The organism is Methylophilus sp. DMC18, assembly GCF_056314005.1.
This window is the reverse complement of the sequence record NZ_JBQUZE010000007.1, coordinates 48,373-74,285: the sequence shown is the minus strand read 5'-3', so window position 1 is coordinate 74,285 and position 25,913 is coordinate 48,373. Positions and strand designations below refer to the sequence as shown.

Below are 25,913 nucleotides of genomic sequence, written 5' to 3'. Positions count from 1 at the left end.
CGCCTCATCGGCGGGCTTTTTTATTTAAATTTTTTTGAGCGCGCCCTAAAGTTTTGCGTGAAGCTGCCGAAATCATCTTTAGATAACAATGATTGCGTCTGGAGTGTGCAGATTGTCGGAAGCCATGCCGGCAAACTGCAAGTCAGGTTGAGTCCCTGAGTCGCCAGTGCGGCAATCGTTGTTTCGGCATGCAGACCACGTTAACCCACGGGTTAACGTCGTTCCTCACAGGGCTTCTTCGGAAGCCCTTTTTTTGCGCTGAAGCGGATGAATGGATGGTGGGTGCGGTTAGTGGCTGAGTGTCAGTCCGCGGGAGAGCGGTTTACTGGCTGCGCTTGCGTAGCCAGAAGGTAAAAACGCCTTCTGCCTCTTGCATCTCGATCAGGGTGTGACCGGTTTGGCGGCAAAAGGCATCAAAATCTTTCTTTGAGCCAGGATCCGTGGCCGTGATTTTGAGTACTTGGCTTGCTTGCAGCTCGTTCAGGGCCTTTTTGCAACGCAAAATGGGCAGGGGGCAGTTCAGGTGGCGGGCATCTACTTCTTTGTCGTATTGCATAAACAATCCTGAGTCTCTGAATTAAGCGGGCTCGATGGGCAAGCCGTGTTGAGCCCAAGCCAGAATGCCGCCCGCCAAATGCGAGACATCATGGCAGCCTTGCGCCAAGGCAAACTCACCTGCAGATATGGAGCGTACACCGCTACGGCAGTAAAACACGATTTTTTTGTCCTGCGGCAGTTGATCAAACATCGTCGCCAGATGTCCTAATGGCAAATGCATGGCACCAGGCAAGATACCGGAAACAAGCTCGTGATCATTGCGGATATCAATCAGCAACAATGAGGGATCATTGAGTAATGGCTGTAATTCATCCGGTGTTAAGTGTTTTAATGACATCAACAAACCCAGAAAAAGAAATGTGCCGAAAGGCAGGAGGAGTGGTGGCCAGAGGCAGAATCGAACTGCCGACACGAGGATTTTCAATCCTCTGCTCTACCGACTGAGCTATCTGGCCAACAGCAATTTGGGTGTGTCCCGAATCGCAAGACGCGCATTATAGCAAAGAACGCTAAGAATGCACACAAAAGTTAAAAAAAATCCTGATATGCTTGCGAGGCGGTATTTGAGGCCGCTGTTTTAAAAGGAATGGTTGATGTCTATTGTCGAGACACCGCCTGAAATGCAGGCGCCAGCGAAGCCTTCTGCACAGGCATTTTGGGCCTACTGGTTGCGCCTGGGCTGTATTAGTGTTGGTGGGCCTGCGGCACAAATTGCCTTGATGCACCAGGCGCTGGTGGTAGAAAAGCGCTGGATTTCAGAGGCCAGATTTTTGCATGCCTTGAACTATTGCATGTTATTGCCCGGCCCCGAGGCGCAGCAAATGGCGGTCTATATGGGCTGGCTATTGCATGGTGCCTGGGGTGGCATTGTGGCTGGCAGTTTGTTTGTGTTGCCTGCGTTTGGCTTGCTGGTCTCGCTGGCGTGGGGGTATATGCAGTGGGGCAGTCAGCCCGCCGTCGCGGCTTTGTTGTATGGGGTTAAGCCGCTGGTAGTCGCGCTGGTCTGCTGTGCCGCCTGGCGCCTGGCTAAAAAAGTGCTGATCGCCCGCTGGTTGTGGGGCGTGTTTTTGCTGGCCTTGGTCATGCAAACGGTCCATCTGCCATTCCCGGTGATTATTCTGCTGGCCGCGGTGTTGGGCGTTGCTGTGCAACAATATTGGCCGCAGTGGGTCGAAACGTCAGTTGGCCATGCAGCGGCAAGGGCCATGCAGACGGCGCCAAGTGTGATTGATGACAACACGGCGCTGGCCGGGCTGGCTGATTTGTGGCGGTGGACAGCGACAGTGCTGATCTGGGGGGCGCTATGTGGTTTAGGTGTCGCTGCGGCCTTAGTGCTTTATTATGGGCCGTCACATCTGTTCACCCGCATGGCAGCTTTTTTTAGCCAGGCTGCGTTTCTCACTTTTGGCGGCGCCTATGCCGTTTTGCCCTATGTGTTTGATGCCAGTGTGCAGCATTACCACTGGTTGACGACGGAGCAGATGCTGGATGGCCTGGCCTTGGGCGAAAGTACGCCGGGCCCGCTGATTATGGTGGTCACCTATATTGGCTTTGTTGCGGCCTGGCAGGCCGGGCTGGCCTTGCCTGATTGGCAGGCGGGGTTGATCGGGGCGACGATTGTGACCTGGTTTACGTTTGTGCCCAGTTTTGTCATGGTGTTTTTGGGGGCGCCCTGGATAGAGCGTACCCGCCAGCAATGGCGTTGGACTGCGCCGCTGCATGCCATCAGTGCGGCAGTGATCGCGGGCATGGTGGCGCTGGCCCTCACGTTGAGCCGGCATGTGGTCTGGCCCGATGCGCCAGATGTCGCCGCTGCCAGCATGGTAGTGCTGTCGCTGTGGTTGCTGGTCGGCAAGCGGATTTCAATTCTTTGGTTGTTGCCAGCGTGTATGGCAATTGGTTGGTTATTAAAGGCAGGATAAACAGATGTCAGATTCGATCATGATTTTGGGTGAGGTGCTGGGGGATGTGTTTCCCGAGCAAACGGTCATCGGCGGCGCACCTTATAATGTTGCCCGCCACTGTCACGCATTTGGCTTGCCCGTGCACTTTCTCACTGCCATCGGCCAGGATGCCCTGGGCGAACGTATTGTGACCGAAATGCAAGCGACTGGCCTGCCTACCGAAGGGGTGCAGCACTCTGAGCGTTTGCCGACCGGGCAAGTCAAGGTGCATCTGGGCCCCGATGGTCATCGCTTCGAGATTCTGGATCAGCAGGCCTATGATGACCTGCAATGGCCGCCTGTCGAGGCGCTCACCTTGAAACATCCCCCGAGGCTGGTGTATTTCGGGTCACTGGCTTTGCGCCATGCGCCCATGCAGGCGCTTGCCACGCAGTGGTTGGCGCTGTGCCAGCCCGCCACGGTGCTGTGCGACATCAACCTGCGTGCGCCATGGTATGACGTGGAGAGCGTACGCATGGCCTTGCAGGCCGCTGATATTCTCAAAATCAATCATGAAGAGTTGCCAGAAGTCTGTAAATTGCTTGGACTGCCGGGTGCGGCAGATGTGAATGAGCTGGCCCGGCGCTTGTTGATGGTGTGTGGCTTGACTGAAATGTTTGTCACCTGTGGTGAAGAGGGCAGTTTCTGGCTGGACCGGTTTGGTCAGGGCTTTCGCGTGCCGCCGGTGCGCTTGAGCACGGCATTTGTCGATAGTGTAGGTGCTGGCGATGCTTATACCTCGGTGGTGATTCGCGGCTTGCTGGCGGGCTGGTCACGCCCCATCATCCTGACCCGCGCGGCCAGTTTCGCCGCCTCCATTTGCGGCATTCGCGGGGCGGTACCAGCGGCTGCCGATTTTTATGATGACTTTTTATAGAGCCTTCAAAGAGCTGCGATATTTAAATTAATTCATAAAAACAGAAACTTAATGTGATAAAAACCTATGCAAGGCTGGCGCTTGCCGCTATAATGCGCGTTTCGTGTAAATTGAATGTCGGTGCGGTAGGCAAATGGGTTGTCTGGCTGCGACGATATTGACGCTAACTCAAGGAAAATAAAGATGGCGATTACCGCAGAACAATCCGCAAAAATCATTAAAGATTTTCAACGCAGTGCTAACGATACAGCGAGCCCAGAAGTACAAGTGGCTTTGTTGACATACCGTATCAGCTACCTGACCGAGCACTTCAAATCCAACAAAAAAGACAACCACTCCCGTCGTGGTCTGTTGGCGTTGGTCAGCCAGCGTCGTCGTTTGCTCGACTACCTCAAAGGTAAAGACGTTAGCCGCTATCAAACGCTGATCGAGCGCTTGAACCTGCGTAAATAATTTGGCTAAAAGTGACGTTTAATCCAGTTCACTTTTAACGAAATAAAAGCCGATGGCATGGTGACTGCCTCGGCTTTTTTGCTTTAAAAATCCTGAGATTGCTGATATTCGGGATTTTCATATCACCAACTGGGGTGGCTTCTGTGAGTGCGTTTTGTGCAGGGTTTGTACAAAAAGCGTGCTGATGGAAGTCACCGCAAATCGGGAAACCTGGCGTCAGTTGTCGCGCACAATGCTATGCATATGCGTGGAGTGCCGGCACTGTCAGTCTGGTTTTCATTGTTGAGATTGGCTATTAGGTAGTGAATAGCCATGGTAGATAAAGGAAAAACAATGTTTGAAATTACGAGAAAAAGCCTCCAGCTTGGTGCGCATACCCTGACCATTGAAACCGGGGAAGTCGCACGTCAGGCAGATGGCGCCGTCATGGTGAGCTATGGCGATACAGTAGTCCTGGTGGCTGCAACTGCAAAAACCGAAGTCAAAGAAGGTCAGGATTTCTTTCCATTGACTGTGGATTATCAGGAAAAAACCTATGCGGCTGGCCGCATTCCAGGCGGCTACTTCAAACGTGAAGGCCGTCCTAGCGAAAAAGAAACCCTGACGGCACGTTTGATCGACCGTCCTATGCGTCCACTGTTCCCGGATGCGTTTTATAACGAAGTGCAGATTGTGGCGACCGTGTTGTCCCTGGATCCGGAAATTGATGCTGACATCCCGGCCATGATTGGTGCGTCTGCTGCGGTAGCGCTGGCAGGTATCCCTTTCTACGGCCCAATGGGTGCGGTCAAAGTGGGTTATATCAACGGCGAATACGTCTTGAACCCAACGGCGACACAACTGAAAGAGTCCGCGCTGGACTTGGTCGTGGCTGCGACTGAAACCGCTGTGATGATGGTGGAATCCGAAGCCAAAGAATTGCCAGAAGACGTGATGCTGGGTGCGGTTGTGTTCGGTCACGAGCAAATGCAACCTGTGATCAAAATGATCAACGAACTGGCTGCTGAAGCCGGTAAAGATGCCTGGGACTGGACACCGCCAGAGCCAGACACTGCGCTGATTGCAAAAATTGAAGCGATTGCGGCTGAAGACATCAACGCTGCCTTCAAAATCAAATCCAAAGGCGAGCGCTCTGCCAAGCTGGACGAAATCAAGTCCCGCGTCATGAGTACCTTGATCACTGAAGAAACTTCTACTTTAGAAGCCAACAAGATTAAAGACGAGTTCTTTAAACTCGAAGCGAAAACCGTGCGTAGCCAGATTTTGAACGGCGAACCACGGATTGATGGCCGTGACACACGTACCGTGCGTCCAATCACCATCCGTTCCGGCGTATTGCCACGCACCCACGGTTCTGCGCTGTTTACCCGTGGTGAAACACAGGCTTTGGTCGTGACCACCTTGGGTACAGGCAAAGATGAGCAAATCATTGACGCACTGGCTGGCGAATACTACGAAAACTTCATGCTGCACTACAACATGCCTCCGTTCGCCACTGGCGAAACGGGTCGTGTCGGTTCACCAAAACGCCGCGAAATCGGCCACGGTAACCTGGCTAAGCGCGCATTAAAAGCCGTATTGCCTAAGAAAGAAGACTTCGACTACACCCTGCGTGTGGTGTCCGAGATCACTGAGTCTAACGGTTCCAGCTCCATGGCGTCTGTCTGTGGTGGCTGCCTCTCCATGCTGGACGCCGGTGTGCCATTGACTGCCCACGTGGCTGGTGTGGCCATGGGCCTCATCAAGGAAGGCAACCGCGTTGCGGTGCTGACCGACATTCTGGGTGACGAAGATCACCTGGGTGACATGGACTTTAAAGTGGCCGGTACCGACAAAGGTGTAACCGCCCTGCAAATGGACATCAAGATCACTGGTATTACGGCACAGATCATGCAAGTGGCCCTGGCACAAGCCAAAGAAGGCCGCGCGCATATTCTGGGCCTGATGAAACAAGCCGTGTCTGGCGTAAACACCGAAATGTCACAGTTTGCCCCACGTATCATCACCATGAAGATCAATCCGGACAAAATCCGTGACGTGATCGGTAAAGGTGGCGCCGTGATTCAGGCACTGACCAAAGAAACCAACACCAGCATCGACATCGAAGATGACGGTACCGTGAAGATCGCGTGCACCAATGCGGACGAAGGCGCTGAAGCCCAACGCCGTATCGCGCAGATCACTGCCGAGGTAGAAGTCGGCCAGATCTACGAAGGCCCAGTGGTCAAGATTCTGGACTTCGGTGCAGTGGTGACCTTGATGCCAGGTAAAGATGGTCTGGTACACATTTCACAAATTGCTCACGAGCGCGTGAAAGCGGTGAGCGACTACCTCAAAGAGGGTGACATTGTTAAAGTGAAAGTGGTTGAGTTGGACGACAAAGGCAAAGTGCGTTTGAGCATGAAAGCCCTGATCGATCCACCAGCAAGAGAAGAAGCGCCAGCAGCTGAATAAGTTGCCTGCTCTGATCTAAAAAAGCCCGCGCCAGCGGGCTTTTTTATTGGCGTCAGCGCACCGCGTCTTGCGTTAATTTACTTATAGGTTGTCACTCTGTTTTCGCGCATAATGCCGCCGTATGAAAAATAACAAAAAGATCATACGGCTAAGTCTCGGCCTGGTTGCGGCACTGTTATCCCGGTTGACTGTCGCCAGTGAGGCGCTCACGCTCGATGACGTGCCCGTGCGTGCGCATTATGACAACGCGGTCGGTTCGTCCGATGCCGCCAGCGAGGGGCGGGTGAATGCCAGCCTGATTCAAAACCGGCCCATTTCACGGGTGGGGGAGGTGTTAGAGTTTGTCCCCGGCATGATCGTCACCCAGCATAGCGGCAGTGGCAAGGCCAACCAGTACTTTTTGCGTGGCTTTAACCTCGATCACGGCACCGACTTTGCCACCTATGTGGACGAGATGCCGGTCAATATGCGCACCCATGCACACGGCCAAGGCTACACGGATTTGAATTTCCTGATCCCCGAGCTGGTCAGTCATATCCACTATAAAAAAGGCACTTATTCAGCAGAGGAGGGCGATTTTTCCTCCGCTGGTGCCGCCAGATTGCATCTGCTTAACGAATTGCCACAAGGCATCGCCAGCCTGACCGTGGGCAGTTACGATTACCAGCGCATGCTGCTGGCAAACTCAGCAGCCGTGGCAGACGGTCATTTACTCTATGCCCTGGATGTGAACCATTATGATGGGCCGTGGCAGGTGGCCGAAGGCGTGAGGAAATATAACGGCCTGTTGCGCTACAGCGAAGGCGATGCACACGATAGCACCACCTTTACTGCCATGGCGTACCACAACCGCTGGAACAGTACCGACCAGATTCCCCTGCGCGCTGTCCGTTCCGGGCAAATTGGCCGCTTTGATGCCATAGATCCTACCGATGGCGGCGATTCATCACGTTACAGCCTGTCATTTAACAAACAGCATCGTGATCAGCATGGCGGCTGGCAAATGAGCGCCTATGCCGTGCGTTCCGAGTTAGACCTCTACAGCAACTTCACTTACTTTCTCAATGATCCGGTCAATGGCGACCAGTTTAACCAAAGCGAAAAGCGCACCATGCTAGGCGTGAATCTTAGTAAATCGTGGCTGGGCGAGTTGGCGGGTTTGCCGATGGAAAACAAACTGGGCATACAAACCCGCTATGACAAACTCTCCCCGGTCGCGCTGTATAACACGGTGAACACACAACGCATTTCACTGATCCGTTCCGACAAGGTTGAGGAAAGCAGCGCAGGTCTGTATGCGGAGAATACCGTCTGGTGGCATGAAAAACTGCGTACCGTGGCTGGCGTGCGCTATGACCGCTACCAGTTTGATGTCAAAAGCAGCATCAATGGCAACTCTGGCAACAAAGGAGATGGCATTACCTCACCCAAGCTCTCTGTCATCTTCGGCCCATGGGCCAACACTGAGCTTTTTTACAATATCGGCAAAGGCTTTCACAGTAACGACGCCCGCGGCACCACGCAAACCGTGTTGCCTGGTGGTGGCATAGCCACGCCAGTGACGCCGCTGGTAAGTACCAGGGGCAGTGAAGTTGGCATCCGTAGCGAGTGGGTTCCCGGCCTGCAAAGTTCATTGGCCGTGTGGCAGCTGGATATTGATTCCGAGCTCCTGTTTGTGGGTGACGCCGGTGAAACCGAACCCAGCCGTGCCAGCCGTCGCTACGGCGTGGAATGGAACAACCATTACTTAGTGAACGACTGGTTGTTGCTGGACATGGATCTCGCGCTCTCAAGAGCTAGATTCACAGATAGAGATCCTGCCGGCCAATATATCCCCGGTGCCATCAATAAAGTCGCCTCAATTGGCGCCACCGTGACGCAATGGGGCAACTGGTTTGGCAGCGTGCAACTACGTTATTTTGGGCCAAGGCCACTTGTTGAAGATAACTCAGTACGCTCCAACTCGACCTTCCTCACCTATGCGCGTGTCGGCTACCGCTATAATCCCAAAACGACCCTGACACTGGATATTTTTAACCTGTTTAGCCGCAAAGCCAGTGATATCGACTACTACTACGAATCACAACTCAAAGGCGAGGCTGCACCGGTCAACGATATTCATTTTCACCCGGTGGAACCCAGGTCAGCAAGGCTAACCGTCACCTATAACTTTTAGTCAAACTGCCTCCAAATAAACCTCGCATAGTTGGCCAGCCCCCAAAAGCCGGGCGAGGTTTATTTTTACCTACCCCAGCTGCAACGCTCACAAAAGGTTTTTCGGTATATTAAAATGGCTAACGCCCAGTGCGATGGGCGACTGTTCAATTTATATCCAGAGACACTTTATGCGACGCATTACAATTTCGGTGGAAGATGACCTGGCCGATGCCTTTGACCAACTGGTCGCCGTGCGGGCCTACGTCAACCGCTCAGAAGCCTTTCGTGACCTCGTGCGTAAAGCACTCGATGAAGCGGTAATTGAAGATGCCGATCACGCGGAAGCTGAATGCGTCGCCTCGCTCAGTTATGTTTATGATCATCACGAACGCCAACTCGCCAGCCGGGTAAATCAACTACAACACGACCACCATGATGTGATTATCACTGCTCAACATGTGCATTTGGATCATGACAACTGCATGGAGACGGTGATCCTGAAAGGCAGGATTGCTGAGGTAGAGGCTTGTGTGAATGCGATCTCGTCACAGACAGGCGTGACGCATGCGAAAGTGCATATTATTCCTAGATAGTTGAGGTCGCTCACTTATTCAATCTGGCTTGCCCTTTCGAAGCGAACTAATCAAGCTGGGAAAGTAGGTGTTAGGACTAATTGGAGGGGTAAAATCATTGCTCAATATTCTATATCTTGGATACATAAAAGATGATCACTAATGCTTTATCAATATTGGGTAATTTAAAGCAGAAGTCATATCAATACAAAACACGATTTCAGCAAAAGCTGAGTACATTCACATCACACTTTGAGCATAAGGCACAAACTGTTACAGCAACTCTCAAGCAGAATTTAGAAGAAAAAAGATATCATTTTCATGAGTCTTTCAAACTTAGGCGTGCCTTAGGCTGGCGTAGCATCTACATCATGCGAAATTGGTTTCTAGTCAACCAACAAAGATATCAAACTAAGATCGTTTTGGTGGTACTAATAACGTCAGTGGTTGTAAGCTTTGCACTTGTTCCATTACTCCAAAAGCAACTAGGGCCATATATATCGGATTCAGACCGAGTCTCAGCAGTGAGAGATTTGTGTCTTAATCTTGGTAGTGCTTTGATTGGTGCGACTGCCATTGCATTTTCTCTCATCATGTTTGCAATGCAAGTGAATGTTGAACGGATGCCGCATGGCCTCTTCAGAAAGTTCAGCACAGATAGAAGACTTATTCTCACGTTTGTGGCGACATTCTCCTTGGCATCGCTGACTATAAGTTTGTCTTTAATTCCAGATGAATCTTGGGTTGCATTGGCCGCCGTCATCTCAGCATGGAGTTTGATTCTTATCTTATTGTTATTTGGAGTTGCATATCGCAGAGCACTTGATTTAATTAGTCCAACTAAGCAAATCGAATTGCTAGTTACTGATACGCAAAATAACTTCAATACTCTGGACAAAGCCTTCAGCCGTATCTCACCAATGTTTAACAAAGAGGCCGATAAAAATAATGCAAAAAATGAGCCCCCTAGCAAACATGATTTGAATCGCGTTATGTATTTTAGAACTCATACAAACTGGACAGTTTTAGCTGAACGAGCAATTTTATATTGCATAACCTTTTCTAGGCGGTATGCAGAACAAGGTGATCAGGAGGTTTCTAGAGTAGCGTTGTATGGGATAGTCGAAATCCACAAGGCATATATTAAAACCAAAGGAAAGACCTTTTATTCCAATAATTATTTATTTGATAACCCACTTGCCTCTGATAGCTTTTTAACGAATACCCTTGAGCATTTGCGGCAGAACGTTCAAATTGGAATCTCAAGAAGAGATGAACAGTTCATTGAGGAAAACCTCCACTGTCTGACTCAACTTACGCATTTATATCTGTTGATAGATTATGCAGAAGAACAGGCAACTCGATCCCATGCACATTTGGTAGCAGGTTATCTGGCAAGCTCAGTAGAAACGATTGTGCCACACGACATGGCAGACGTATTAATTGAAAGTATGACCTTGCTTGGAAGGGCTGCCCAGCTAATTCTCGATTACGACAAGCCAGAGCATATTGCGAATCTCTCGGAGAAAATAGCTGTTGTGGCATGCACAGGAAGTGTAAATAAGAAATACCAGCCAGTAACGCCCGTAGCAGTAAAACAGCTTGCACTGATCACCTACAGTTTACTTAGGTGCAAGAGTTCTAATATAAGGTTCGCTGTAAAAGAGGTTCGTGACGATATTAGATTAATTGCTGAATTGTATCTAAACACAAATGAAACACCTTTGGCGAAAATACATAGTAATAGCCTTGCCCCTTACTATTCGCCTACTTCGCAAGATTCATTATCTATATGGTTGTCAAACTTAACGAATGCAATTTTAGAAAAAGATGCCGATGACAAAGATGCCCAGCATGTTATTCGGAACATCGCTGAATGGTCTGATGGCATTTATGAAACTGAAAAAGAAATACTCTTAAAAGCAGTTGCTCAAAGGTCTCAATTCACATTTGATATTGTTTATTGGATAGTTCACGTAACAGAAATTCTTTTTGCAGTATCAGGATCTAGGGCTTGCAAGCCACATCTTACTGAAAAACTTAGAAGGTCAGCCATATGGCTTATCAGTGTCTTATCTTGGATTCCGGACGATAAAGTAACTATTGAATTTATGGAGCATTTCCAAATTGCCAATCATTTGTTTGAAGCATCGGTAGATGCACATAAACGAGATTGCTATGAAGAAGCGCTGGATATAAGAAAATTACTTATCGGATGGATGAAAAAAACAGGCAAGTATCAGACCGGATGGGGGTCTTTGGAAAAAGCTATTTGTGGGTTGGCTTGTTTGAATTTGATTGTTGGTTTAATTGATGATGTATTAATTAAGGAAGTCGATAGTTACGTTTCTTCTAAAGACGCACCAAGCCTTGAAATTCGATCAAGAACGGCATCGGATTTACGTGAAGAAGCTGAGAAGTACCGAGGAAATCATGGGCATGATGCCATCGATATTGCTATGGCTCACATGGATCAAAGTAGGTTAAAAGCTTTGCTACACAAACTCGCTGACCATTTGATACCCGAAGCTCTCAATCAAGGATCTTCAGAAACACCCGAATAAAACGGGCATTGGATAAAATAGAAATTCCTCTGGAAAGACACCGTTTACTGAAGTTATAAAAGGCTACAGGAACAAACGCAACATAATTTCTAAATCAAAGAAAGAATGAAAAGATGGCCGAAATTAAAGAGGGTTGGGTTAAAGCGGTTAATGAAAAATTACAGAAAGATCTCGAGTTGGTTGCCCAAGCTGCCTATGACAATGGTTGCGAACTATTAAATGATGCGCAGTTTCTTTATGAAGCGCATCGTTACTCCCGTGCAACAGCGTTATCAATACTAGCGGAAGAAGAGTTAAGTAAAGCCTTCACATTGAAATTGAGTGCAGCTAATAAACGATGGGACTCCAATCTATATTCTGCCTTGCGGAGTCATGCTAATAAACAAGGCTTGGCAGAAGCCTTGGTTGAATACATTATTTGGCTCAAGAAATCGATTGAATTAGTTGGTGGTTTGGCGTGGACATTCTCTGACGAAGAAAAATTCAAAGAGGTCGTCGCAAAAGCAAAAAAGCGTTTGCGCAAGCCGGTTAAAGATCACCTTAAACAAGATGCTTTATACGTTTCCCTTCATGAAAATGGAAAGCTTAAAAGTCGGCCAAAAGACATTACCAGAGCGGATGCCGAAAACAGCCTCCATTCCGCGGAGATATTTCAAATTATGGTTGCCTTATTGTTTGACGATGAAAGTGCATATGAAAGATTCCTCAGAATTTAAATCTAAGTCGGTGCTCTGATTTAATCTAGATAGCTCTTCTGTATGGAGATAATTTGTCATAGCGACTGGTTTTATGTATTTTTAAAGTAGCTTTGTCCCAAGTGGAACCTCATGTTCCGGCACGCATAAAGTGACTCTTCCTTCCGCATCATGAAAGCCCGTCACCAGGCATTCAGACATCAATGGCCCAATCTGTTTGGGCGGAAAATTAACGACGGCGACTACCAGTTTGCCGATCAGGTTTTCTGGTGTGTAGTGCGCAGTAATTTGGGCGCTGGATTTACGCATGCCGATCTCGGGGCCAAAGTCGATGTGTAGTTTGTAGGCTGGCTTGCGCGCTTCTGCAAATACTTCTGCCGAAATCACCCTGCCAACGCGTAACTCAACCTTGGTGAAGTCATTCCATTCGATTTGATTCATTAATAACCTCGTTTGCAAATGCTTATTCCCAGGTCAACACATAGTGCGCTGCCCGTTTAGATTCACCCGCTTTGGCCAGCACCCCTATGGAAACCAGCTCGGTAATGTCGCGTAAAGCGGTGTCAGTTGAACATTTGGTCAAAGTTGCCCATTTGCCAGTGGTGAGGTGGCCTTCAAAATTGTGCATGAGCTTATCAAGCATTTTGATTTGCCGCTCATTCAGCGCGCCGTTGAGAGTGCGTTGGCTGACTTGTGTCAAATATACGACACCTTTGAGGTCTTGATTGGCCTGTTGTATAGCACGAAGCAGGCAGCTTAAAAACCAGTGCAGCCAGTTTGTAATGTCCATGGTGCCTTTTTGTGCCATTTCCAGTTGCAAATAATAGTCTTCGCGCTCCAGTTGTATTTGCGTGGATAAACTATAAAAACGTTGCGTTGATTGGTCGGCTTTTGCCAAAGCCATATCGCCTATGGCACGGGCAATGCGGCCATTACCATCTTCAAATGGATGCAAACTGACAAACCACAGATGCGCCAGTCCTGCTTTGAGCAATGGATCTGTGTCTGGTGATTGGTTAAACCAGTCTAAAAACAACTGCATTTCGTCAGCGATGATTTTCGCGGGTGGCGCTTCATAATGTACGGTTTCGTGCCCTATACCGCCGGAGACCACCTGCATGGGGCCGTCTGCGTCGGTTCTATAGGCTGCGGTTGTAATTTTATGCATACCGCTATAACCGTTAGGAAAGAGTGCGGCATGCCAGCCAAACAGGCGTGCATGCGTCAGTGGTTGCACGTGATTTTGCGTGGCATCTAGTATCATTTCCACGACACCATCGACTTGTCTAGTCGATGGCAGCAGGCCACCAATATTCAGCCCTAGTTTTCTTGCAAGGGATGATCTCACCACTTCGTTGCTCAGATGTTCGCCTTCGATTTCGCTTGATTTAACCACGTCGTTGGTGAGCGTACGCAAACTGGTTTCTTCGGCGAGTGTAAATCCCAAGGTTTGGATGGCGCCCAGTAACTTGCCGCGCGCCAGGTTGGCCTCCGATAACAGCGGCATCAGGGTTGCAGACACAAATGTCCAGTGCGGCCAGTCTGCCGATTGCCAGAGATATTTTTGATGATCACCGCTAGTCATGCGGTGATCATGACATGGGGTGGAGCGAGCGTCAATCATTACCGCATATTTTGCGGTAATTAACGGCGCTAATTACCGCACGAGGGAATTTTTGCCAATCAATAAAATATGAGTGCGGTGATGTCTTACCGAATCAGTGCCGACACGGCCTTGAATTGTGCATGCGTGGCGCCTTGCATGGGCTCAAACAGCATGGATTCTGTATTTGTGATGATACAACCGGCATGACGCATTCTCTCGATGCCATTGTTGCGGTTGGCCTCATTGCGTGAGATGACGGCGTCTTCTACGATAAAGACTTGTTTGCCTGCGGCCAGTGCATCTAGGGCGGTTTGTTGCACGCAAATATGGGCCTCTAAGCCGAACAGCACGACTTGCGGGGCGACGCTAACGGAGGATTCCTGAAAGGCGGATTCGTGCCAGGCGGAGAAGGCGAGTTTTGCGGTGCGCGGGGTGTAGTCGGGCAAGAGGGTTTGCAGCGCGGGCAGGGTTGCGCCGAGTTTTTCCGGGTATTGTTCAGTCACCCAGAGCGGGATATTCAGGAGCTGGGCGCCTTGAATCAGGCGCTGGATGTTTTTGATGACGGCGGCCATGGGCTCAGGTTGCATCGCGTCACAGAGCCGGGTTTGTATATCAATCAGCATCCAAACGGCATCTGTGGTGGCAATGACTGGCTTCATGGGCTTATCTCTTGGCTAGTTGTTGGTCTATATCTTGCAGGTCGGCTTCGGAGACGATGCCGCTGGCGGTTTTGAGGCGAATGATATTCACCAGGTAGTTATAGCGGGCCTGCAATAAATCACGGTTGGCGCTGTAATATTGCTGCTGGGCGTTGAGTACATCTACGCTGGTGCGTATGCCGACTTCGTAACCGAGCTTGGTGGAGTCGAGCTGGCTTTGGCTGCTCTTGAGCGCTTGCTCAAGCGCTTTTACCTGCGCGATGCTGGTGTTCAGGTTGAGGTAGGCGCGTTGGGTTTCCAGAGTGGTCTGGCGCATGACGTTTTGCAAGTCATCTAGGGCTTTTTGCCGATTGTAAGCCGCCTGGCGCACGCGTGAATTCACGGCCCCACCTTGATAGAGCGGGACAGAGACTTCCACGCCTATACTGGCACTTTTCAGATCGGCACCAAACCCGTATTGGCCGCCATTGGCGTAGCTGTCCTGATAGTTGGCGACGGCATCTACGGTGGGGTAATGCCCGGCGCGCGCGATTTCGATATCTTTTTCATTCACCTGTACCGTTTCTTGCTGAATCTGGATATTCAGGTTGCTGGCATGGGCGACCTCTTGCCATTCTTGCATGGGCTTGAGGCTGGGGCTGATCTGGATATCTTCGCGCACACTGGCCAGGCGTTCTGGCAATTTGCCGGTGATCGCCTGCAGGCTGCGTTTGGCAATATCAATGTCATTGAGTGCGGCCAGCTCTTGCGCCACGATCAGGTCATAGCGCGCTTGCGCTTCATTGACGTCGGTAATGGTGGTGGTGCCCACCTCAAAATTGGCCTTTGCCTGTTGCAACTGGCGCTGAATGGCTTCTTTTTGCGCGGTGATCAGCACGTTGCGGTCTTGCGCCAGCAGCACCTCAAAATAGGCCTGCGTGGTGCGTAACATCAGGTTTTGTTGTGCCAGGTGATATTGCTTGTCAGCGATGCTCACCTGCACCTTGCTTTGGTCTATGCGCTCCAGCGCTTCTTTGCGGAAAAGCGGTTGTCTGGCTTGTAGCTGTGCCTGATAAGCTTCGTAGTTGTTGCGCCCGCCGGGGAAGGGCGCCTGGCTACCGACGATTTTTAAATCGGTGCGGTTGGCATTCGCGCCCGCCGTGAAATTCACTGAAGGACGGTAGCCAGCTTTGGCCTGTTCTATCACTTCTTGCGCAGCCTGATTGGCACTGCCCGCCGAGGCCAGCACCGGATCACTGGCGAGGGCTTCCTGATAAACGTCTACCAGGCTTTGCGCGGCAGCACTGGCGTCTGCCGACCACCACAGGCTGGCAATCAGCATCGCTACTTTCAAATAGGCAGGGCTAGACATAAGGCATTAAACAGACATGAGGTGTTAAAAAGTAAAGGCCAGGGCCTGGGGTGCGTTTTGCATTTCAGTCAGGCTGGTTTCAAACAGGACGTCTTGTTTGAAGCTGTGCTCGGCCAGACGTTGTACCAGCGTCGCCTGCATGACCGGGGCTTTGCCCAGCACGATGAGCATGCGGCCACCAATGCTCAACTGGTAGCGCACGCCTTCGGGCTCCACCGGGCTGGAGGCGGTAAACACGATGGCGTCATAAGGGGCTTTAGCTTCATAGCCATTGTGACCATCGGCCTCAATCAGCTGTACATTCTGGATGCCTTGTTTGGCCAGGTTTTTCGCGGTCAGCGCGCACAGCTCGGGGAAGATCTCCAGCGCAGTGACTTGTGCGCAGTGTTGCGCCATCAGTGCGGTCAGATGGCCGCTGCCAGCGCCGACCAGTAGCACTTTGTCTTTGGTTTGCAGTTGCAGCGCTTGCAAAAAACGCCCTTCGATTTTTGGGCTCAGCATGTGCTGACCCATGTCCAGCGGGATTTCAATATCGGCAAACGCCAGGCCACGGTAGGCGTCTGGCACAAATGCTTCACGCGGCGTGTTGCTCAGCGTGGCCAATACTTGCGGGTCCAGCACCTCCCAGGTGCGGATTTGTTGCTCAATCATGTTAAAACGTGCGGTTGCCTGGTCTGTCATTTTTGAATCCCACTATCCGGTTAAAGAGAAAAAACATTATAGGGCACTTCTATTCATTGAACTTTCGTTGCGATACTGCGTTGCGCATAAAAAATTGCGCCTTACCTATTTAATCTATGCGGCGTCGAAATTTTTTAATCGCGCCCTATCATTGATTGCGCCATGATTGCATGGTTCTGTCGGTCAAACGGGCCCAGAACGCGTATAGTGCCGGCACAAACAAAATGGTCAGCAAGGTGGCGGCGGCCAGCCCGCCCATAATCGCGACTGCCATCGGCCCGAAGAACACGCTGCGCGTCAGCGGAATCATGGCCAGAATGGCCGCAGCGGCCGTCAGTACAATCGGCCGGAAGCGGCGCACGGTTGATTGCACCACCGCTTGCTCCAGCGAGGCGCCCTCGGCAATGTCCTGATTGATCTGGTCGACCAGAATGACAGAGTTACGCATGATCATGCCGGAGAGCGCAATGCTGCCCAACATGGCGACAAAGCCAAACGGCATATTAAAAATCAGCAGGGCAAAGCTAATGCCTATCATGCCCAAGGGAGCGGTTAATACCACCAGAAAGACATTAGCCAAGCTGCGCAGTTGCAGCATCAGCAACGTGAATACGGCGGCCAAAAACAGCGGGACGCCTTTGACCACCGAGCTGGCGCCTTTGGCGGACTCTTCAATCGCGCCACCGGTTTCTACGGTGACGCCTGCCGGCAAGTGCTGCAAAATCGGGGCAATGGCTTGTTGCACCTGGCCGGAGACCACCGGTGCCTGCATCTTGCCGCGTAAATGCGCACGCACCGTGAGCGAAGGCACGCGGTTGCGGCGCCAGATCACGCCTTCTTCAAAGCCATATTCAATGGTGGCCACTTGCGCCAGCGGCACGCGTTCGCCATTCTGGCTCAATACTGTTAATTGGCCGATTTGCGACAGTTGCGCATGCTCATCGACCGGACTACGCATGACCAGGTCTATGCGCTCATTCGCCTCCCTGAACTCGCTGACCACCTGTTCGTAATACTGCGTGTTGAGTAACTGCGCGATGTCTGGCGAATGGATGCCGAGCAGGCGTGCCTTGTGCTGGTCCACTTCAATGTGGATCACTTTGCTCGGTTCTTCCCAGCCCAGTTGCACATTGATCAGGTGCGGGTTGGCGCGCATCGCGTCTGCAATCTGGTGCGCCACCTCACGGATCGCCTTCAGGTCTTTGCCGTCGACGCGGAACTGCACCGGAAAGCCGACGGGAGGCCCATTTTCCAGCCGCAATACCGAAGCGCGGAGTTGTGGAAAATCGTGTTGAAACAAGTTCAGCAGATCTGTGCGCAAGGCTTCACGCTGTGGCAGGTCTTTAGTCAAAATCACCAGTTGGGCAAAGGCGCGGTGTGGCAATTGCACGTCTAGCGGCAAGTAGTAGCGGGGGGCACCTGAGCCCAGGTAGGACACGACATTCTCCACCTTGCCATGTTTTGCTTGCCAATCGTTGAGCCAGCGCTCGAGTTTGGTCACGGCCGCTTCGGTGGACTGGTCGCTGGCATTTTCGGCCAGACGCAAATCAACTACAATTTCGAGGCGGGTCGAGTCGGGGAAAAACTGCTGCTGCACTTTGCCAAAACTCAGCATGGCCACCACAAACAAGGCAATGGTTGCCAGAATCACCAGGCCCTTATGCTGGACACACCAGCTGACCGTACCTTGCAGGCGCTGGTAAAACGGCGTGGCATACAGTGTCTCTTCATTGTGAGCGCTCGCTTCTTGATCATCGCTTTTAAAGCCTAATGTTTGCTTGAGCCGGCGCCAGAGTGAAGGTTGGGCATGTGCGGCGGCATCTGGCAGCAAGTGATAGCCTAAAAAGGGCACCACAATCACCGCGGCAATCCAGGACAGACTCAGTGCAATGGCCGAGACCTGGAAGATGGAGCGGGTATATTCGCCGGTTGAGGAGACCGCGGTGGCAATCGGCAGAAAGCCTGCCACTGTAACCAGGGTGCCGGTCAGCATGGGCATGGCGGTAGAGGTGAAGGCAAACGAGGCTGCTTGCATGCGCTCCCAGCCTTGTTCCATTTTGGCCGCCATCATTTCGACCGCAATAATCGCATCATCGACCAGCAAGCCTAGCGCTAAAATCAGTGCGCCCAGCGAAATTTTGTGCAGGCCAATCTGAAACCATTCCATGAGCAGAAATGTCCCCGCCAGCACAATCGGGATTGCGACGGCGACCACAATGCCGGTCCGCCAGCCCAGGGAGAGCAGGCTCACCGCCAGCACAATCAGCAAGGCTTCAATGAGGGAGCGGACAAAATCATGCACCGAGTGTTGCACGATCTCGGGCTGCGAGGTGACCAGATGCAATTGCACGCCGACCGGTAATTGTGTTTGCACGCTGCGTATGGTGCTTTGCATGGCCTTGCCCAAGGCAATGACGTCACCGCCGGCCTGCATGCTGACCCCGATCAGCAAGGTGGGCGTGCCATTGAAGTGAATGCGCTCTGCCGGCGGATTGGCATAGCCGCGTTTAATGGTGGCAATCTCGCCCAGCCTCAGGTTCTGATTCCCTGCCCGAATCGGAAACTGGCGTAAATTCTCTAGTGTTTGCAAGCGACCACTGACATCCAGGCGGATTCTTTCCGGGCCTGCATCAAAGGTCCCGGCACCAACGACACTGTTTTGCTGTTGCAGGATTTGCACCAGTTGTGCCGGCGTGATGCCCAGGGAAGTGAGTTTTTGATTGGAAATTTCGATGATGATTTTTTGTGGTTGCTCACCAAACAAATCAACTTTTTCCACATCGGGCAGTTTGAGCAGACGCGCTCTTACCCATTCGGCTTGTCTTTTCAGTTGTTGCGGGTTGAGGCCGTCGGCGGTGATGGCATACATGCTGCCATAGACGTCGCTGAACTCATCGTTAAAGGTCAGGCTTTGCAGGTCGCGTGGAAAGGTGTGGCGGATGTCGCCAATTTTTTTGCGTACCTGATACCAGAGCTCGGGGATTTTTTCGGAGAAGGTATTATCGCGAATGACAATAAACACCACCGACTCACCTGGGCGTGAATAGCTGCTGGTGTAATCGATGGAGGGGATTTCTTGCAGTTTTTCTTCAATTTTATCTGTGATCTGCTGCTCAACCTCTTGCGCAGAGGCGCCCGGCCAGCTGGCGCGCACCAGCATGACTTTAAAGGTAAAGGGCGGGTCTTCAGATTGCCCGAGGTGGGTATAGGCAAAGCTGCCGGCGAGCAAGGTCAGCAAAATGAAATACAGCACCAGGGCCTGGTTTTTGAGGGCCCAGGTCGAGAGGTTAAAACGCTGCGACAGCGAAGGGCTGTCGGCTTTATGCGCTGGGGTAGTGTGTTCGCTCATTAGCGCAATACCTCCGGGCCAGGAGTGACGGCTTGCACGCGCATGCCCTCTGTCAGGGTATGCACGCCGATGGTGGCAATGGTCTCGTTGGCTTGCAAGCCAGAGGTGATTTCTACGCCCGCTTCAGTGACGTTGCCGGTGGTCACCGCACGTCGATGCGCCTGCTGTTGCGCGTCGATCACCCAGACGCTGGGGTGGTCGGCAAATTGGGTGACCGCCGTGCTCGGGACCAAGATAGTTTGCCTGGCTGCACCTGATAAAAAGCGCACGTCTGCGGTCATGCCCAGTTTGACTTTGGCATCAGCATCCAGCAACTGGATGCGCAGATCGAAGGCGTGGGTCTGGCTATTGGCTGCCGGCGCAATTTCGCGAATACGGCCCTGATAGGCGTGGGGCAGGCCTTGCAGCGTTACGCTGGCCTGATCACCGGGGTGCAGGGTATCAATCACGGTTTCGGGGACGGCAATCTGGATTTCCAGCGTTTGCAAGTCGTAAATCCGGGCAATGGTTTGTCCGGCGGCCACCACCTGTCCCGGCTCGGCCTGTATCATGCCGATGGCACCGCTACGGTCTGCCAGCAGTTGGGTGTAGCCTGTTTGATGCTGGCTGACTGCGGCTTGCGATTTGGCCTGCTCTAGCCTGGCTGCACTGGTTTTCACTTGTGTCTCGTAGCTGTCCAGGGCCGATTTTGAAATAAATTGCTGGCGGTAAAGTTGCTGGCGTCTGGCCAGCTCAGTTTGCGCCAGCGCCAGGTTGGCCTGTGCGGTTTGCACTTCGGCGCTGGCCGATTGGGCATTCAAACGGGTATCGCTCGGATCCAGTTGCGCAATGAGTTGCCCTTTTTTAACCAGCTCACCGACATTGACAGCACGCGTAATGATTTTGCCACTAATTCTAAAGCCAATATTCGACTCATAGCGCGACTTCACTTCGCCGGTGTAACGGGCGGTGGTTGCGACTGCGCTGTCTGCGATGGTCATCACCCACACCGGGCGCGGCGCAGCTGGCGCCTCTGTCTCAGGTTGGCAGCCGCTCAATACGGTCATGAGGGCCAGGCTGTATAAATAAAGGCGAGCGTTATTCATGGGTAGGGGCTTTCAAAAAACCATTCGTCCACATCTGTACCATGGCCTGCATGCGCGATTCTAGAGGCCGCCAGTTGACCCAGGCGTCATGGCACATATTGATTTGTAAGGCGCAGAGACCATGCATGGCGGACCATACCGTCTGCGCAATCAGCACCGGGTCAGTCAGTGTCGGTCGGAAGATGCCCGCCTGCCAGGCGCTGGTCACCACTTCAATCAGCTGCGCGTAAGCATCCTGCTCCGGGTTGTGACGCTCGATGCTGGACAGTTCTGGGGCCAAAGGCGGATGAGGCGTCATGAACATCATGCGGTAATGATTGGGATACTTCAGTGCAAACTCGATGTAGTGTTGGCCAAATTGCAGAAATCGCTGCAAGGGGTCGCTGATTTCAAAGGTGCTTTTGAGTGCCTGCGCCAGTTTGAGGAAGTCGGCATCGACCACCGCCCGGATCAGGGCTTCTTTGTCACTGAAATACAGATAGAGGCTGGTGGCGGTATAGCCCACCCGTTGGGCGACCGCGCGCATGGTGACCGCTTCTATCCCCTGGTGAATAAACAGTTCGCGCGCAGCATCCATGATCAGCATCCTGATCGCTTGCTTCTCGACTTCTGTTTTAACCTTGGGGGGCATGGCTGACCACTGACATTAAATGTAACGTTGTTAAGTTAACATTGTAATTATTTGATGTCAATGGGTGCTGGTAATTCTGTGCTGAATGGTGCAGAGTAACAAATGTGATACACCGGTATTCGGTTTTGAGCTGCACCGCGGGTTAAGATTGCCGCAATGCACTGGCCGGTGTAATCATGGGGGCGGGCGACGCTTGCGCAATCCAAATAATGACAAGGAGCGATCAAGATGAATGTACGGCAACGGTGGATCAGTTTGTTGGGGCGTGTGTTGTTATCGTTGGTGTTTATTGTGAGTGGGGTGGGCAAGGTGCTGGATCCTGCGGGCACGCTGGCCTATATCGAAAGTGCGCATTTGCCGATGCCGCAGCTGGCTTATGCCGTAGCGCTGGTGGTTGAGCTTGGCTTGGGTTTTGCCTTGCTGCTGGGGTTTCGTGCACAGCTGGCTGCGGCTGGCATTGCGCTGTTTACCTTTGTCACTGCGCTGGTGTTTCACAGCAATATGGCCGACCCGCTGCAAGTCATTATGTTTCTTAAAAACATGACCATCGTCGGTGGTTTGCTGATTGTGATTGCCTTTGGTCCAGGCGGCTACAGTGTGGATGGCGGCAAGCGCATTATGTTGCCGCAGTGATCGCTGTCCCCGCAGGCGGTGCTTGCAGCCATTGACGCAAATGCTCAATCAAGGCCAGCGTGTTGGCTGAGACCTGTTTGTGATAAGGGTACATGGCGTAAATACCCCCCTGCGGCCGCCGGTAGTCGGCCAGCACTTCTACCAGGCGGCCTGCTTGCAGGTCGGCTGCCACATAAAACGCCGGCAGCCCGGTGATCCCGAGCCCGGCCAGGGCAGCATCACGCAAGACTTCGCCGTGGTTGGACTTGAGCCTGGGCTGGATGGGAATGCGGTGGATCTGGTCATGCTCGACAAACTGCCACTCGCTGGCGCGATGGGTAAGGCAAATATGCTTGGCCAGCGCATGCGGGGTCGATGGGATGCCATGCTGTGCAATATATGCTGGGCTGCAGCAATAGCACATCGCGGCGTCTTCCAGCTTGCGTGCCACCATGCCTTCCTCTGGCTGGTCAGTCACGCGTATCACCATATCATAGCCTTCGCTGACCATATCCACATGCCGGTTATCGGCATCCAGCCAGATTTCCAGTTGCGGGTGTTGCTGCATGAATGCGGTTAAAGCCGGCGCCAGGCGCAAGCTGGCGTAAGACAGTGGCACTGAAATTTTCAGCAGGCCGCGCAGATCGCCTGAGCGGTTACTGACCTCCAGCTCCGCTTCATGCAGTGCTTGCAGAATTGTTTGCGCCCGCTGAAAAAACACTTTGCCGGTTTCGGTGGCAGACAGTTTGCGGGTGGTGCGTTGCAGCAGTCGCATGCCCAATCTCGCTTCCAGCGCAATAATGCGCCGGCTCACCAGCTGTTTGGAAATCCCCAGCGATTGCGCCGCGGTGGTGAAATTGCCATGCTTCACCACTTCGACAAAGAAATGCAAATCTTCAAAAGAGGTCATCTATTGTCAACTTTAATGAGACAGTTTTACGCATTATAGGGTAATTATCATTTTTATGGCGCGGGCATACAATGCGTTTTGTCAGTGAGCCGGATGAACCCGACTTTTTTAATCAGATGCGTGCTGGCAGATTCCCCTGCACACGCTTTTAGGAGCCTATCCATGAATGCTTTGCAATCCGCCGCCAGTGTGACCGGCCGTATTTTGTTGTCACATATTTTTATCATCAGTGGCTTGAGCAAAGCTGCTAATCCCGCCGGAACCATCGGCTATATTCAAAGTGTCGGCGCGCCTATGCCTGAAGTGGCTTATGCGATTGCCTTGTTTGTCGAACTGGTACTGGGCATCGCCTTGCTGGTTGGCTATCAAACCCGTCTGGCCGCAGCGGGGATTGCCGTATTTACCGTGGCAACCGCGTTCATGTTTCACAACAATATGGCAGACCAAATCCAGCAGATCATGTTTTTGAAAAACCTGACCATCGTCGGTGGGTTGTTGATGGTTGTTGCGTTCGGGCCAGGGGCGTTGAGTGTTGATAATCGTCGCCGCTAGGTTGCGGTCAAGGCTGATATGAGCACTTTGTTTGTTTCGCATGGCGCGCCATCACTGGCGTTAGCGCCGGGCCTGACCGGGCAAATGCTGGCCGCGCTAGCTGCCAGTTTGCCCCGGCCTGAGGCGATCCTGGTGGTGTCTGCGCATTGGGATACGCGTGTGCCAACGGTGAGCCTGGCTAGCCAGCCAGAGACCATGCATGACTTTGCGGGCTTTCCCCCGGCCATGTACATGCAAACCTATCCGGCACCAGGCGCGCCTTGGTTGTCGGAGCAAGTGCTCGCTTTGCTGCAGGCGCATGATTTACCTGTACAAGTGCATCCTGACCGGGGGCTGGATCACGGCGCCTGGGTGCCTTTGATGCTCATGTATCCGCAAGCCGATATTCCGGTGACGCAGCTTTCAATCCAGAGCCGCAGCTCGCCTGCTGCCCAGTTTGCGCTGGGTCAGGCCTTGCAAGCGCTGCATGCGCAAAATATCCTGATCCTCGCCTCCGGCGCCATCACGCATAATTTGTCGGATTTTTTTAGCGCAGATCGCAATGCACTGCCGCTGGCTTATGTAGATGCATTTGCCGACTGGATGGCGGCACGCATCGCGCAACAGCAATGGGACTCGCTGTGCAATTACCGCAATGAATGTGCCTGGGCACGGCAAGCGCATGCCACCGAAGATCATTTGATGCCGCTGTTCGTCGCCGCAGGCAGTGTGTCGGGCACGGCACCTGGAAAGGTGTTTGGACCCGCGCAACGCTACACGCCCGAAACCACCTATGGCATTCTGGCCATGGATGCCTACTTGTGGACCGCTCAGGGTTGAGGATGGCCGATTAACGCAGGCCGTACTGGTTCAGTTTGTTCCACAGTGAGCGCTCGCTAATCTCTAACTGCTTGGCGGCTTTGGTTTTGTTGCCCTGGCAGGCTTCAAGTGCCTTGAGGATTAAGCGGCGTTCAATGGCTTCCGTGGCACGCGGAATCGAGAGGTCGTTTTCCACCGGAGTCGTGGGCATGTCAAGATTGGCGGTGGACGAAGCCGGGCCAAGGCCGGGCGATTGCGCAATGTCCGCCGGTAAGTGCTGGGGCTGTATGGTTTGGCTGCCTGCCAGAATCGCGGCGCGTTCAAGAATATTTTCCAGCTCACGGACATTGCCCGGCCAGCGATATTGATGCAAACACAGGCGTGCGCTTTCGCTGAGCTGGCCGTGGCGTTTAGCCAAAAAATACGCTGCCAGCAAGCCGACATCTTCCCCCCGCTCGCGCAATGGCGGCACTTGCAGTTGAATCACGTTGAGCCGGTAATACAAATCCTCGCGCAGTTTGCCTTCTTTGACGGCTTGCATGGGGTCGCGGTTGGTCGCCGCCACCACACGCACATCAAGCGCGATTTGGCGGTTGCCGCCCAGTTTTTCCACCACATTCTCCTGCAATACGCGCAGCAGTTTCGACTGCAGTTGAATCGGCATTTCGGTGATCTCATCGAGAAACAGCGTGCCGCCATTGGCCAGCTCAAACTTGCCAACGCGCTCTTTCACCGCCCCGGTAAATGCGCCTTTTTCATGACCAAATAATTCTGACTCAAGAATGTCTGCCGGGATCGCTGCGCAGTTCACCGCAACAAACAATTCGGTTTTTCTGGGCGAAGCATCATGCAGGGCTTTAGCGACCAGCTCTTTGCCGGTACCGGTTTCACCGACAATAAACACGGTGGCCCTTTCCGGCGCCACTTGCTGGATCATTTGTTTCAGCGACTGCATGGGCACGCTATCGCCGATGAGGCCGGTGACCGTGGGTTGTCTGCTCTCCTTGAAAAACGAGTTTTCCAGTTGAATCCGGTTGATTGCCAGTGCCTTCTGAATCGCGATTTCCAATGTTTCGAGCTCAAACGGACGCAAAATATAATCACTGGCGCCCAGCTTCATGGCTTCGACGGCGGTTTTGATTTCGCCCTGGGCGGTGACCATGATGAATGGCAGGCGCTCAAATTGCTTGCGCAAGGCCTCAAGCAACTGCAAACCGCTCATGCCCGGCATATGCAGGTCGCTCACGACCAGATCAATCTGCTGTTGCTGGACAAGCTCGAGCGCTTCGCGGCCGTTGCCTGCCGAAAGCGCTTTGTAGCCGGCTTGCCGCAAGCTGATTTCGAGCAGCCTGCGCATGTGGGGTTCATCGTCAACGGCTAAAATGGTGTGTTGTGGACTGGACATA

Annotated in this window: 23 protein-coding genes and 1 tRNA gene; 11 read left to right on the top strand and 13 right to left on the bottom strand. The window is 52.4% G+C overall.

Features of this window, described 5'->3' with window-relative positions; translation table 11 throughout:
* Window positions 1-322 precede the first annotated feature (322 nt).
* The 3 genes from ACT53G_RS14380 to ACT53G_RS14370 form a co-directional block, all read right to left on the bottom strand.
* Window positions 323-556, bottom strand: coding sequence for a sulfurtransferase TusA family protein (locus ACT53G_RS14380; RefSeq protein ID WP_194749765.1), 234 nt, complete (start codon window positions 554-556; stop codon window positions 323-325).
* A 21-nt stretch (window positions 557-577) separates the two neighbouring features.
* A complete protein-coding gene (locus ACT53G_RS14375) occupies window positions 578-895 on the bottom strand; it encodes a rhodanese-like domain-containing protein (protein ID WP_275356412.1) in 318 nt (105 codons plus the stop codon).
* Window positions 896-937: 42 nt separating this feature from the next.
* A tRNA-Phe gene (locus ACT53G_RS14370) sits at window positions 938-1,013 on the bottom strand.
* Window positions 1,014-1,151: 138 nt separating this feature from the next.
* On the opposite strand from ACT53G_RS14370, the gene chrA reads away from it, so the two are divergent.
* The 8 genes from chrA to ACT53G_RS14330 all read left to right on the top strand — a co-directional run bounded on the left by chrA (window position 1,152) and on the right by ACT53G_RS14330 (window position 12,294).
* On the top strand, window positions 1,152-2,480 hold the full coding sequence (chrA, locus tag ACT53G_RS14365; RefSeq protein WP_476169736.1) for a chromate efflux transporter: 1,329 nt from the start codon (window positions 1,152-1,154) through the stop codon (window positions 2,478-2,480).
* Between the two features lie 4 nt (window positions 2,481-2,484).
* Entirely contained in the window at window positions 2,485-3,378 is an 894-nt protein-coding gene (locus tag ACT53G_RS14360; RefSeq protein WP_476169735.1) for a PfkB family carbohydrate kinase, read from the top strand.
* A gap of 183 nt (window positions 3,379-3,561) precedes the next feature.
* Window positions 3,562-3,831 (top strand): 30S ribosomal protein S15, encoded by a 270-nt coding sequence (rpsO, locus tag ACT53G_RS14355; RefSeq protein WP_194749762.1) that lies wholly within the window; start codon window positions 3,562-3,564, stop codon window positions 3,829-3,831.
* A gap of 333 nt (window positions 3,832-4,164) precedes the next feature.
* Window positions 4,165-6,285 (top strand): polyribonucleotide nucleotidyltransferase, encoded by a 2,121-nt coding sequence (gene pnp / locus ACT53G_RS14350; protein ID WP_194749761.1) that lies wholly within the window; start codon window positions 4,165-4,167, stop codon window positions 6,283-6,285.
* A gap of 121 nt (window positions 6,286-6,406) precedes the next feature.
* Window positions 6,407-8,461 (top strand): TonB-dependent receptor, encoded by a 2,055-nt coding sequence (locus tag ACT53G_RS14345; RefSeq protein ID WP_476169734.1) that lies wholly within the window; start codon window positions 6,407-6,409, stop codon window positions 8,459-8,461.
* Between the two features lie 169 nt (window positions 8,462-8,630).
* Window positions 8,631-9,035: a nickel-responsive transcriptional regulator NikR gene (gene nikR / locus ACT53G_RS14340; RefSeq protein WP_476169733.1), complete on the top strand. Its 405-nt coding sequence runs from the start codon at window positions 8,631-8,633 to the stop codon at window positions 9,033-9,035.
* Window positions 9,036-9,166: 131 nt separating this feature from the next.
* A complete protein-coding gene (locus ACT53G_RS14335) occupies window positions 9,167-11,578 on the top strand; it encodes an MFS transporter (RefSeq protein ID WP_412011023.1) in 2,412 nt (803 codons plus the stop codon).
* A gap of 113 nt (window positions 11,579-11,691) precedes the next feature.
* Window positions 11,692-12,294 (top strand): AbiV family abortive infection protein, encoded by a 603-nt coding sequence (locus ACT53G_RS14330; protein WP_412011022.1) that lies wholly within the window; start codon window positions 11,692-11,694, stop codon window positions 12,292-12,294.
* An 81-nt stretch (window positions 12,295-12,375) separates the two neighbouring features.
* On the opposite strand, the gene ACT53G_RS14325 is transcribed toward ACT53G_RS14330, so the two are convergent.
* The 8 genes from ACT53G_RS14325 to ACT53G_RS14290 all read right to left on the bottom strand — a co-directional run bounded on the left by ACT53G_RS14325 (window position 12,376) and on the right by ACT53G_RS14290 (window position 21,635).
* Window positions 12,376-12,714 (bottom strand): tRNA-binding protein, encoded by a 339-nt coding sequence (locus ACT53G_RS14325; protein WP_476169732.1) that lies wholly within the window; start codon window positions 12,712-12,714, stop codon window positions 12,376-12,378.
* A gap of 22 nt (window positions 12,715-12,736) precedes the next feature.
* A complete protein-coding gene (locus tag ACT53G_RS14320) occupies window positions 12,737-13,858 on the bottom strand; it encodes a Fic family protein (protein ID WP_476169731.1) in 1,122 nt (373 codons plus the stop codon).
* Between the two features lie 125 nt (window positions 13,859-13,983).
* The gene (locus tag ACT53G_RS14315) at window positions 13,984-14,538 is read right to left on the bottom strand and encodes an isochorismatase family protein (protein WP_476169730.1); all 555 of its coding nucleotides are present in this window, start codon (window positions 14,536-14,538) and stop codon (window positions 13,984-13,986) included.
* A gap of 4 nt (window positions 14,539-14,542) precedes the next feature.
* Window positions 14,543-15,859 (bottom strand): TolC family outer membrane protein, encoded by a 1,317-nt coding sequence (locus ACT53G_RS14310; RefSeq protein ID WP_476169742.1) that lies wholly within the window; start codon window positions 15,857-15,859, stop codon window positions 14,543-14,545.
* Between the two features lie 54 nt (window positions 15,860-15,913).
* Window positions 15,914-16,570 (bottom strand): protein-L-isoaspartate O-methyltransferase family protein, encoded by a 657-nt coding sequence (locus ACT53G_RS14305; RefSeq protein ID WP_476169729.1) that lies wholly within the window; start codon window positions 16,568-16,570, stop codon window positions 15,914-15,916.
* Window positions 16,571-16,718: 148 nt separating this feature from the next.
* Window positions 16,719-19,919 carry an efflux RND transporter permease subunit gene (locus ACT53G_RS14300; RefSeq protein WP_476169728.1) on the bottom strand — a complete coding sequence of 1,067 codons (3,201 nt, stop codon included), beginning with the start codon at window positions 19,917-19,919 and terminating at the stop codon, window positions 16,719-16,721.
* Window positions 19,919-21,004: an efflux RND transporter periplasmic adaptor subunit gene (locus ACT53G_RS14295; RefSeq protein WP_379073345.1), complete on the bottom strand. Its 1,086-nt coding sequence runs from the start codon at window positions 21,002-21,004 to the stop codon at window positions 19,919-19,921. Before ACT53G_RS14295 ends, ACT53G_RS14300 begins: the two co-directional genes overlap by 1 nt.
* Window positions 20,997-21,635, bottom strand: coding sequence for a TetR/AcrR family transcriptional regulator (locus tag ACT53G_RS14290; RefSeq protein ID WP_476145347.1), 639 nt, complete (start codon window positions 21,633-21,635; stop codon window positions 20,997-20,999). The genes ACT53G_RS14295 and ACT53G_RS14290 overlap by 8 nt, the downstream gene beginning before the upstream one ends.
* A 228-nt stretch (window positions 21,636-21,863) precedes the next feature.
* Between ACT53G_RS14290 and ACT53G_RS14285 the strand changes: the two genes are divergently transcribed.
* On the top strand, window positions 21,864-22,268 hold the full coding sequence (locus ACT53G_RS14285) for a DoxX family protein (protein ID WP_338656148.1): 405 nt from the start codon (window positions 21,864-21,866) through the stop codon (window positions 22,266-22,268).
* Here the strand turns inward: ACT53G_RS14285 and ACT53G_RS14280 are convergent.
* Window positions 22,252-23,157 (bottom strand): LysR family transcriptional regulator, encoded by a 906-nt coding sequence (locus ACT53G_RS14280; RefSeq protein ID WP_476169727.1) that lies wholly within the window; start codon window positions 23,155-23,157, stop codon window positions 22,252-22,254. The genes ACT53G_RS14285 and ACT53G_RS14280 overlap by 17 nt on opposite strands.
* Window positions 23,158-23,319: 162 nt before the next feature.
* Here ACT53G_RS14280 and ACT53G_RS14275 point away from each other — a divergent pair, with 162 nt between their 5' ends.
* Both ACT53G_RS14275 and ACT53G_RS14270 read left to right on the top strand, forming a co-directional pair.
* Window positions 23,320-23,709 carry a DoxX family protein gene (locus ACT53G_RS14275; protein WP_313986185.1) on the top strand — a complete coding sequence of 130 codons (390 nt, stop codon included), beginning with the start codon at window positions 23,320-23,322 and terminating at the stop codon, window positions 23,707-23,709.
* 18 nt (window positions 23,710-23,727) lie between these two features.
* Entirely contained in the window at window positions 23,728-24,528 is an 801-nt protein-coding gene (locus tag ACT53G_RS14270; RefSeq protein WP_476169726.1) for a dioxygenase family protein, read from the top strand.
* Window positions 24,529-24,538: 10 nt separating this feature from the next.
* On the opposite strand, the gene ACT53G_RS14265 is transcribed toward ACT53G_RS14270, so the two are convergent.
* Window positions 24,539-25,912 carry a sigma-54-dependent transcriptional regulator gene (locus tag ACT53G_RS14265; protein ID WP_476169725.1) on the bottom strand — a complete coding sequence of 458 codons (1,374 nt, stop codon included), beginning with the start codon at window positions 25,910-25,912 and terminating at the stop codon, window positions 24,539-24,541.
* Window position 25,913: the final 1 nt, after the last annotated feature.

Excerpts from the sequence above, each read along its gene's own strand:
- ACT53G_RS14325 (WP_476169732.1), bottom strand. The coding sequence starts at position 12,714 with ATGAATCAAATCGAATGGAATGACTTCACCAAGGTTGAGTTACGCGTT.
- ACT53G_RS14380 (WP_194749765.1), bottom strand. The coding sequence starts at position 556 with ATGCAATACGACAAAGAAGTAGATGCCCGCCACCTGAACTGCCCCCTG.
- ACT53G_RS14280 (WP_476169727.1), bottom strand. The coding sequence starts at position 23,157 with ATGACCTCTTTTGAAGATTTGCATTTCTTTGTCGAAGTGGTGAAGCAT.
- ACT53G_RS14310 (WP_476169742.1), bottom strand. The coding sequence starts at position 15,859 with ATGCTGATTGCCAGCCTGTGGTGGTCGGCAGACGCCAGTGCTGCCGCG.
- pnp (WP_194749761.1), top strand. The coding sequence starts at position 4,165 with ATGTTTGAAATTACGAGAAAAAGCCTCCAGCTTGGTGCGCATACCCTG.
- nikR (WP_476169733.1), top strand. The coding sequence starts at position 8,631 with ATGCGACGCATTACAATTTCGGTGGAAGATGACCTGGCCGATGCCTTT.
- ACT53G_RS14375 (WP_275356412.1), bottom strand. The coding sequence starts at position 895 with ATGTCATTAAAACACTTAACACCGGATGAATTACAGCCATTACTCAAT.
- ACT53G_RS14290 (WP_476145347.1), bottom strand. The coding sequence starts at position 21,635 with ATGCCCCCCAAGGTTAAAACAGAAGTCGAGAAGCAAGCGATCAGGATG.
- ACT53G_RS14285 (WP_338656148.1), top strand. The coding sequence starts at position 21,864 with ATGAATGTACGGCAACGGTGGATCAGTTTGTTGGGGCGTGTGTTGTTA.
- chrA (WP_476169736.1), top strand. The coding sequence starts at position 1,152 with ATGTCTATTGTCGAGACACCGCCTGAAATGCAGGCGCCAGCGAAGCCT.
- ACT53G_RS14320 (WP_476169731.1), bottom strand. The coding sequence starts at position 13,858 with ATGACTAGCGGTGATCATCAAAAATATCTCTGGCAATCGGCAGACTGG.
- rpsO (WP_194749762.1), top strand. The coding sequence starts at position 3,562 with ATGGCGATTACCGCAGAACAATCCGCAAAAATCATTAAAGATTTTCAA.
- ACT53G_RS14270 (WP_476169726.1), top strand. The coding sequence starts at position 23,728 with ATGAGCACTTTGTTTGTTTCGCATGGCGCGCCATCACTGGCGTTAGCG.
- ACT53G_RS14265 (WP_476169725.1), bottom strand. The coding sequence starts at position 25,912 with ATGTCCAGTCCACAACACACCATTTTAGCCGTTGACGATGAACCCCAC.
- ACT53G_RS14275 (WP_313986185.1), top strand. The coding sequence starts at position 23,320 with ATGAATGCTTTGCAATCCGCCGCCAGTGTGACCGGCCGTATTTTGTTG.
- ACT53G_RS14360 (WP_476169735.1), top strand. The coding sequence starts at position 2,485 with ATGTCAGATTCGATCATGATTTTGGGTGAGGTGCTGGGGGATGTGTTT.
- ACT53G_RS14305 (WP_476169729.1), bottom strand. The coding sequence starts at position 16,570 with ATGACAGACCAGGCAACCGCACGTTTTAACATGATTGAGCAACAAATC.
- ACT53G_RS14330 (WP_412011022.1), top strand. The coding sequence starts at position 11,692 with ATGGCCGAAATTAAAGAGGGTTGGGTTAAAGCGGTTAATGAAAAATTA.
- ACT53G_RS14335 (WP_412011023.1), top strand. The coding sequence starts at position 9,167 with ATGATCACTAATGCTTTATCAATATTGGGTAATTTAAAGCAGAAGTCA.
- ACT53G_RS14315 (WP_476169730.1), bottom strand. The coding sequence starts at position 14,538 with ATGAAGCCAGTCATTGCCACCACAGATGCCGTTTGGATGCTGATTGAT.
- ACT53G_RS14300 (WP_476169728.1), bottom strand. The coding sequence starts at position 19,919 with ATGAGCGAACACACTACCCCAGCGCATAAAGCCGACAGCCCTTCGCTG.
- ACT53G_RS14295 (WP_379073345.1), bottom strand. The coding sequence starts at position 21,004 with ATGAATAACGCTCGCCTTTATTTATACAGCCTGGCCCTCATGACCGTA.
- ACT53G_RS14345 (WP_476169734.1), top strand. The coding sequence starts at position 6,407 with ATGAAAAATAACAAAAAGATCATACGGCTAAGTCTCGGCCTGGTTGCG.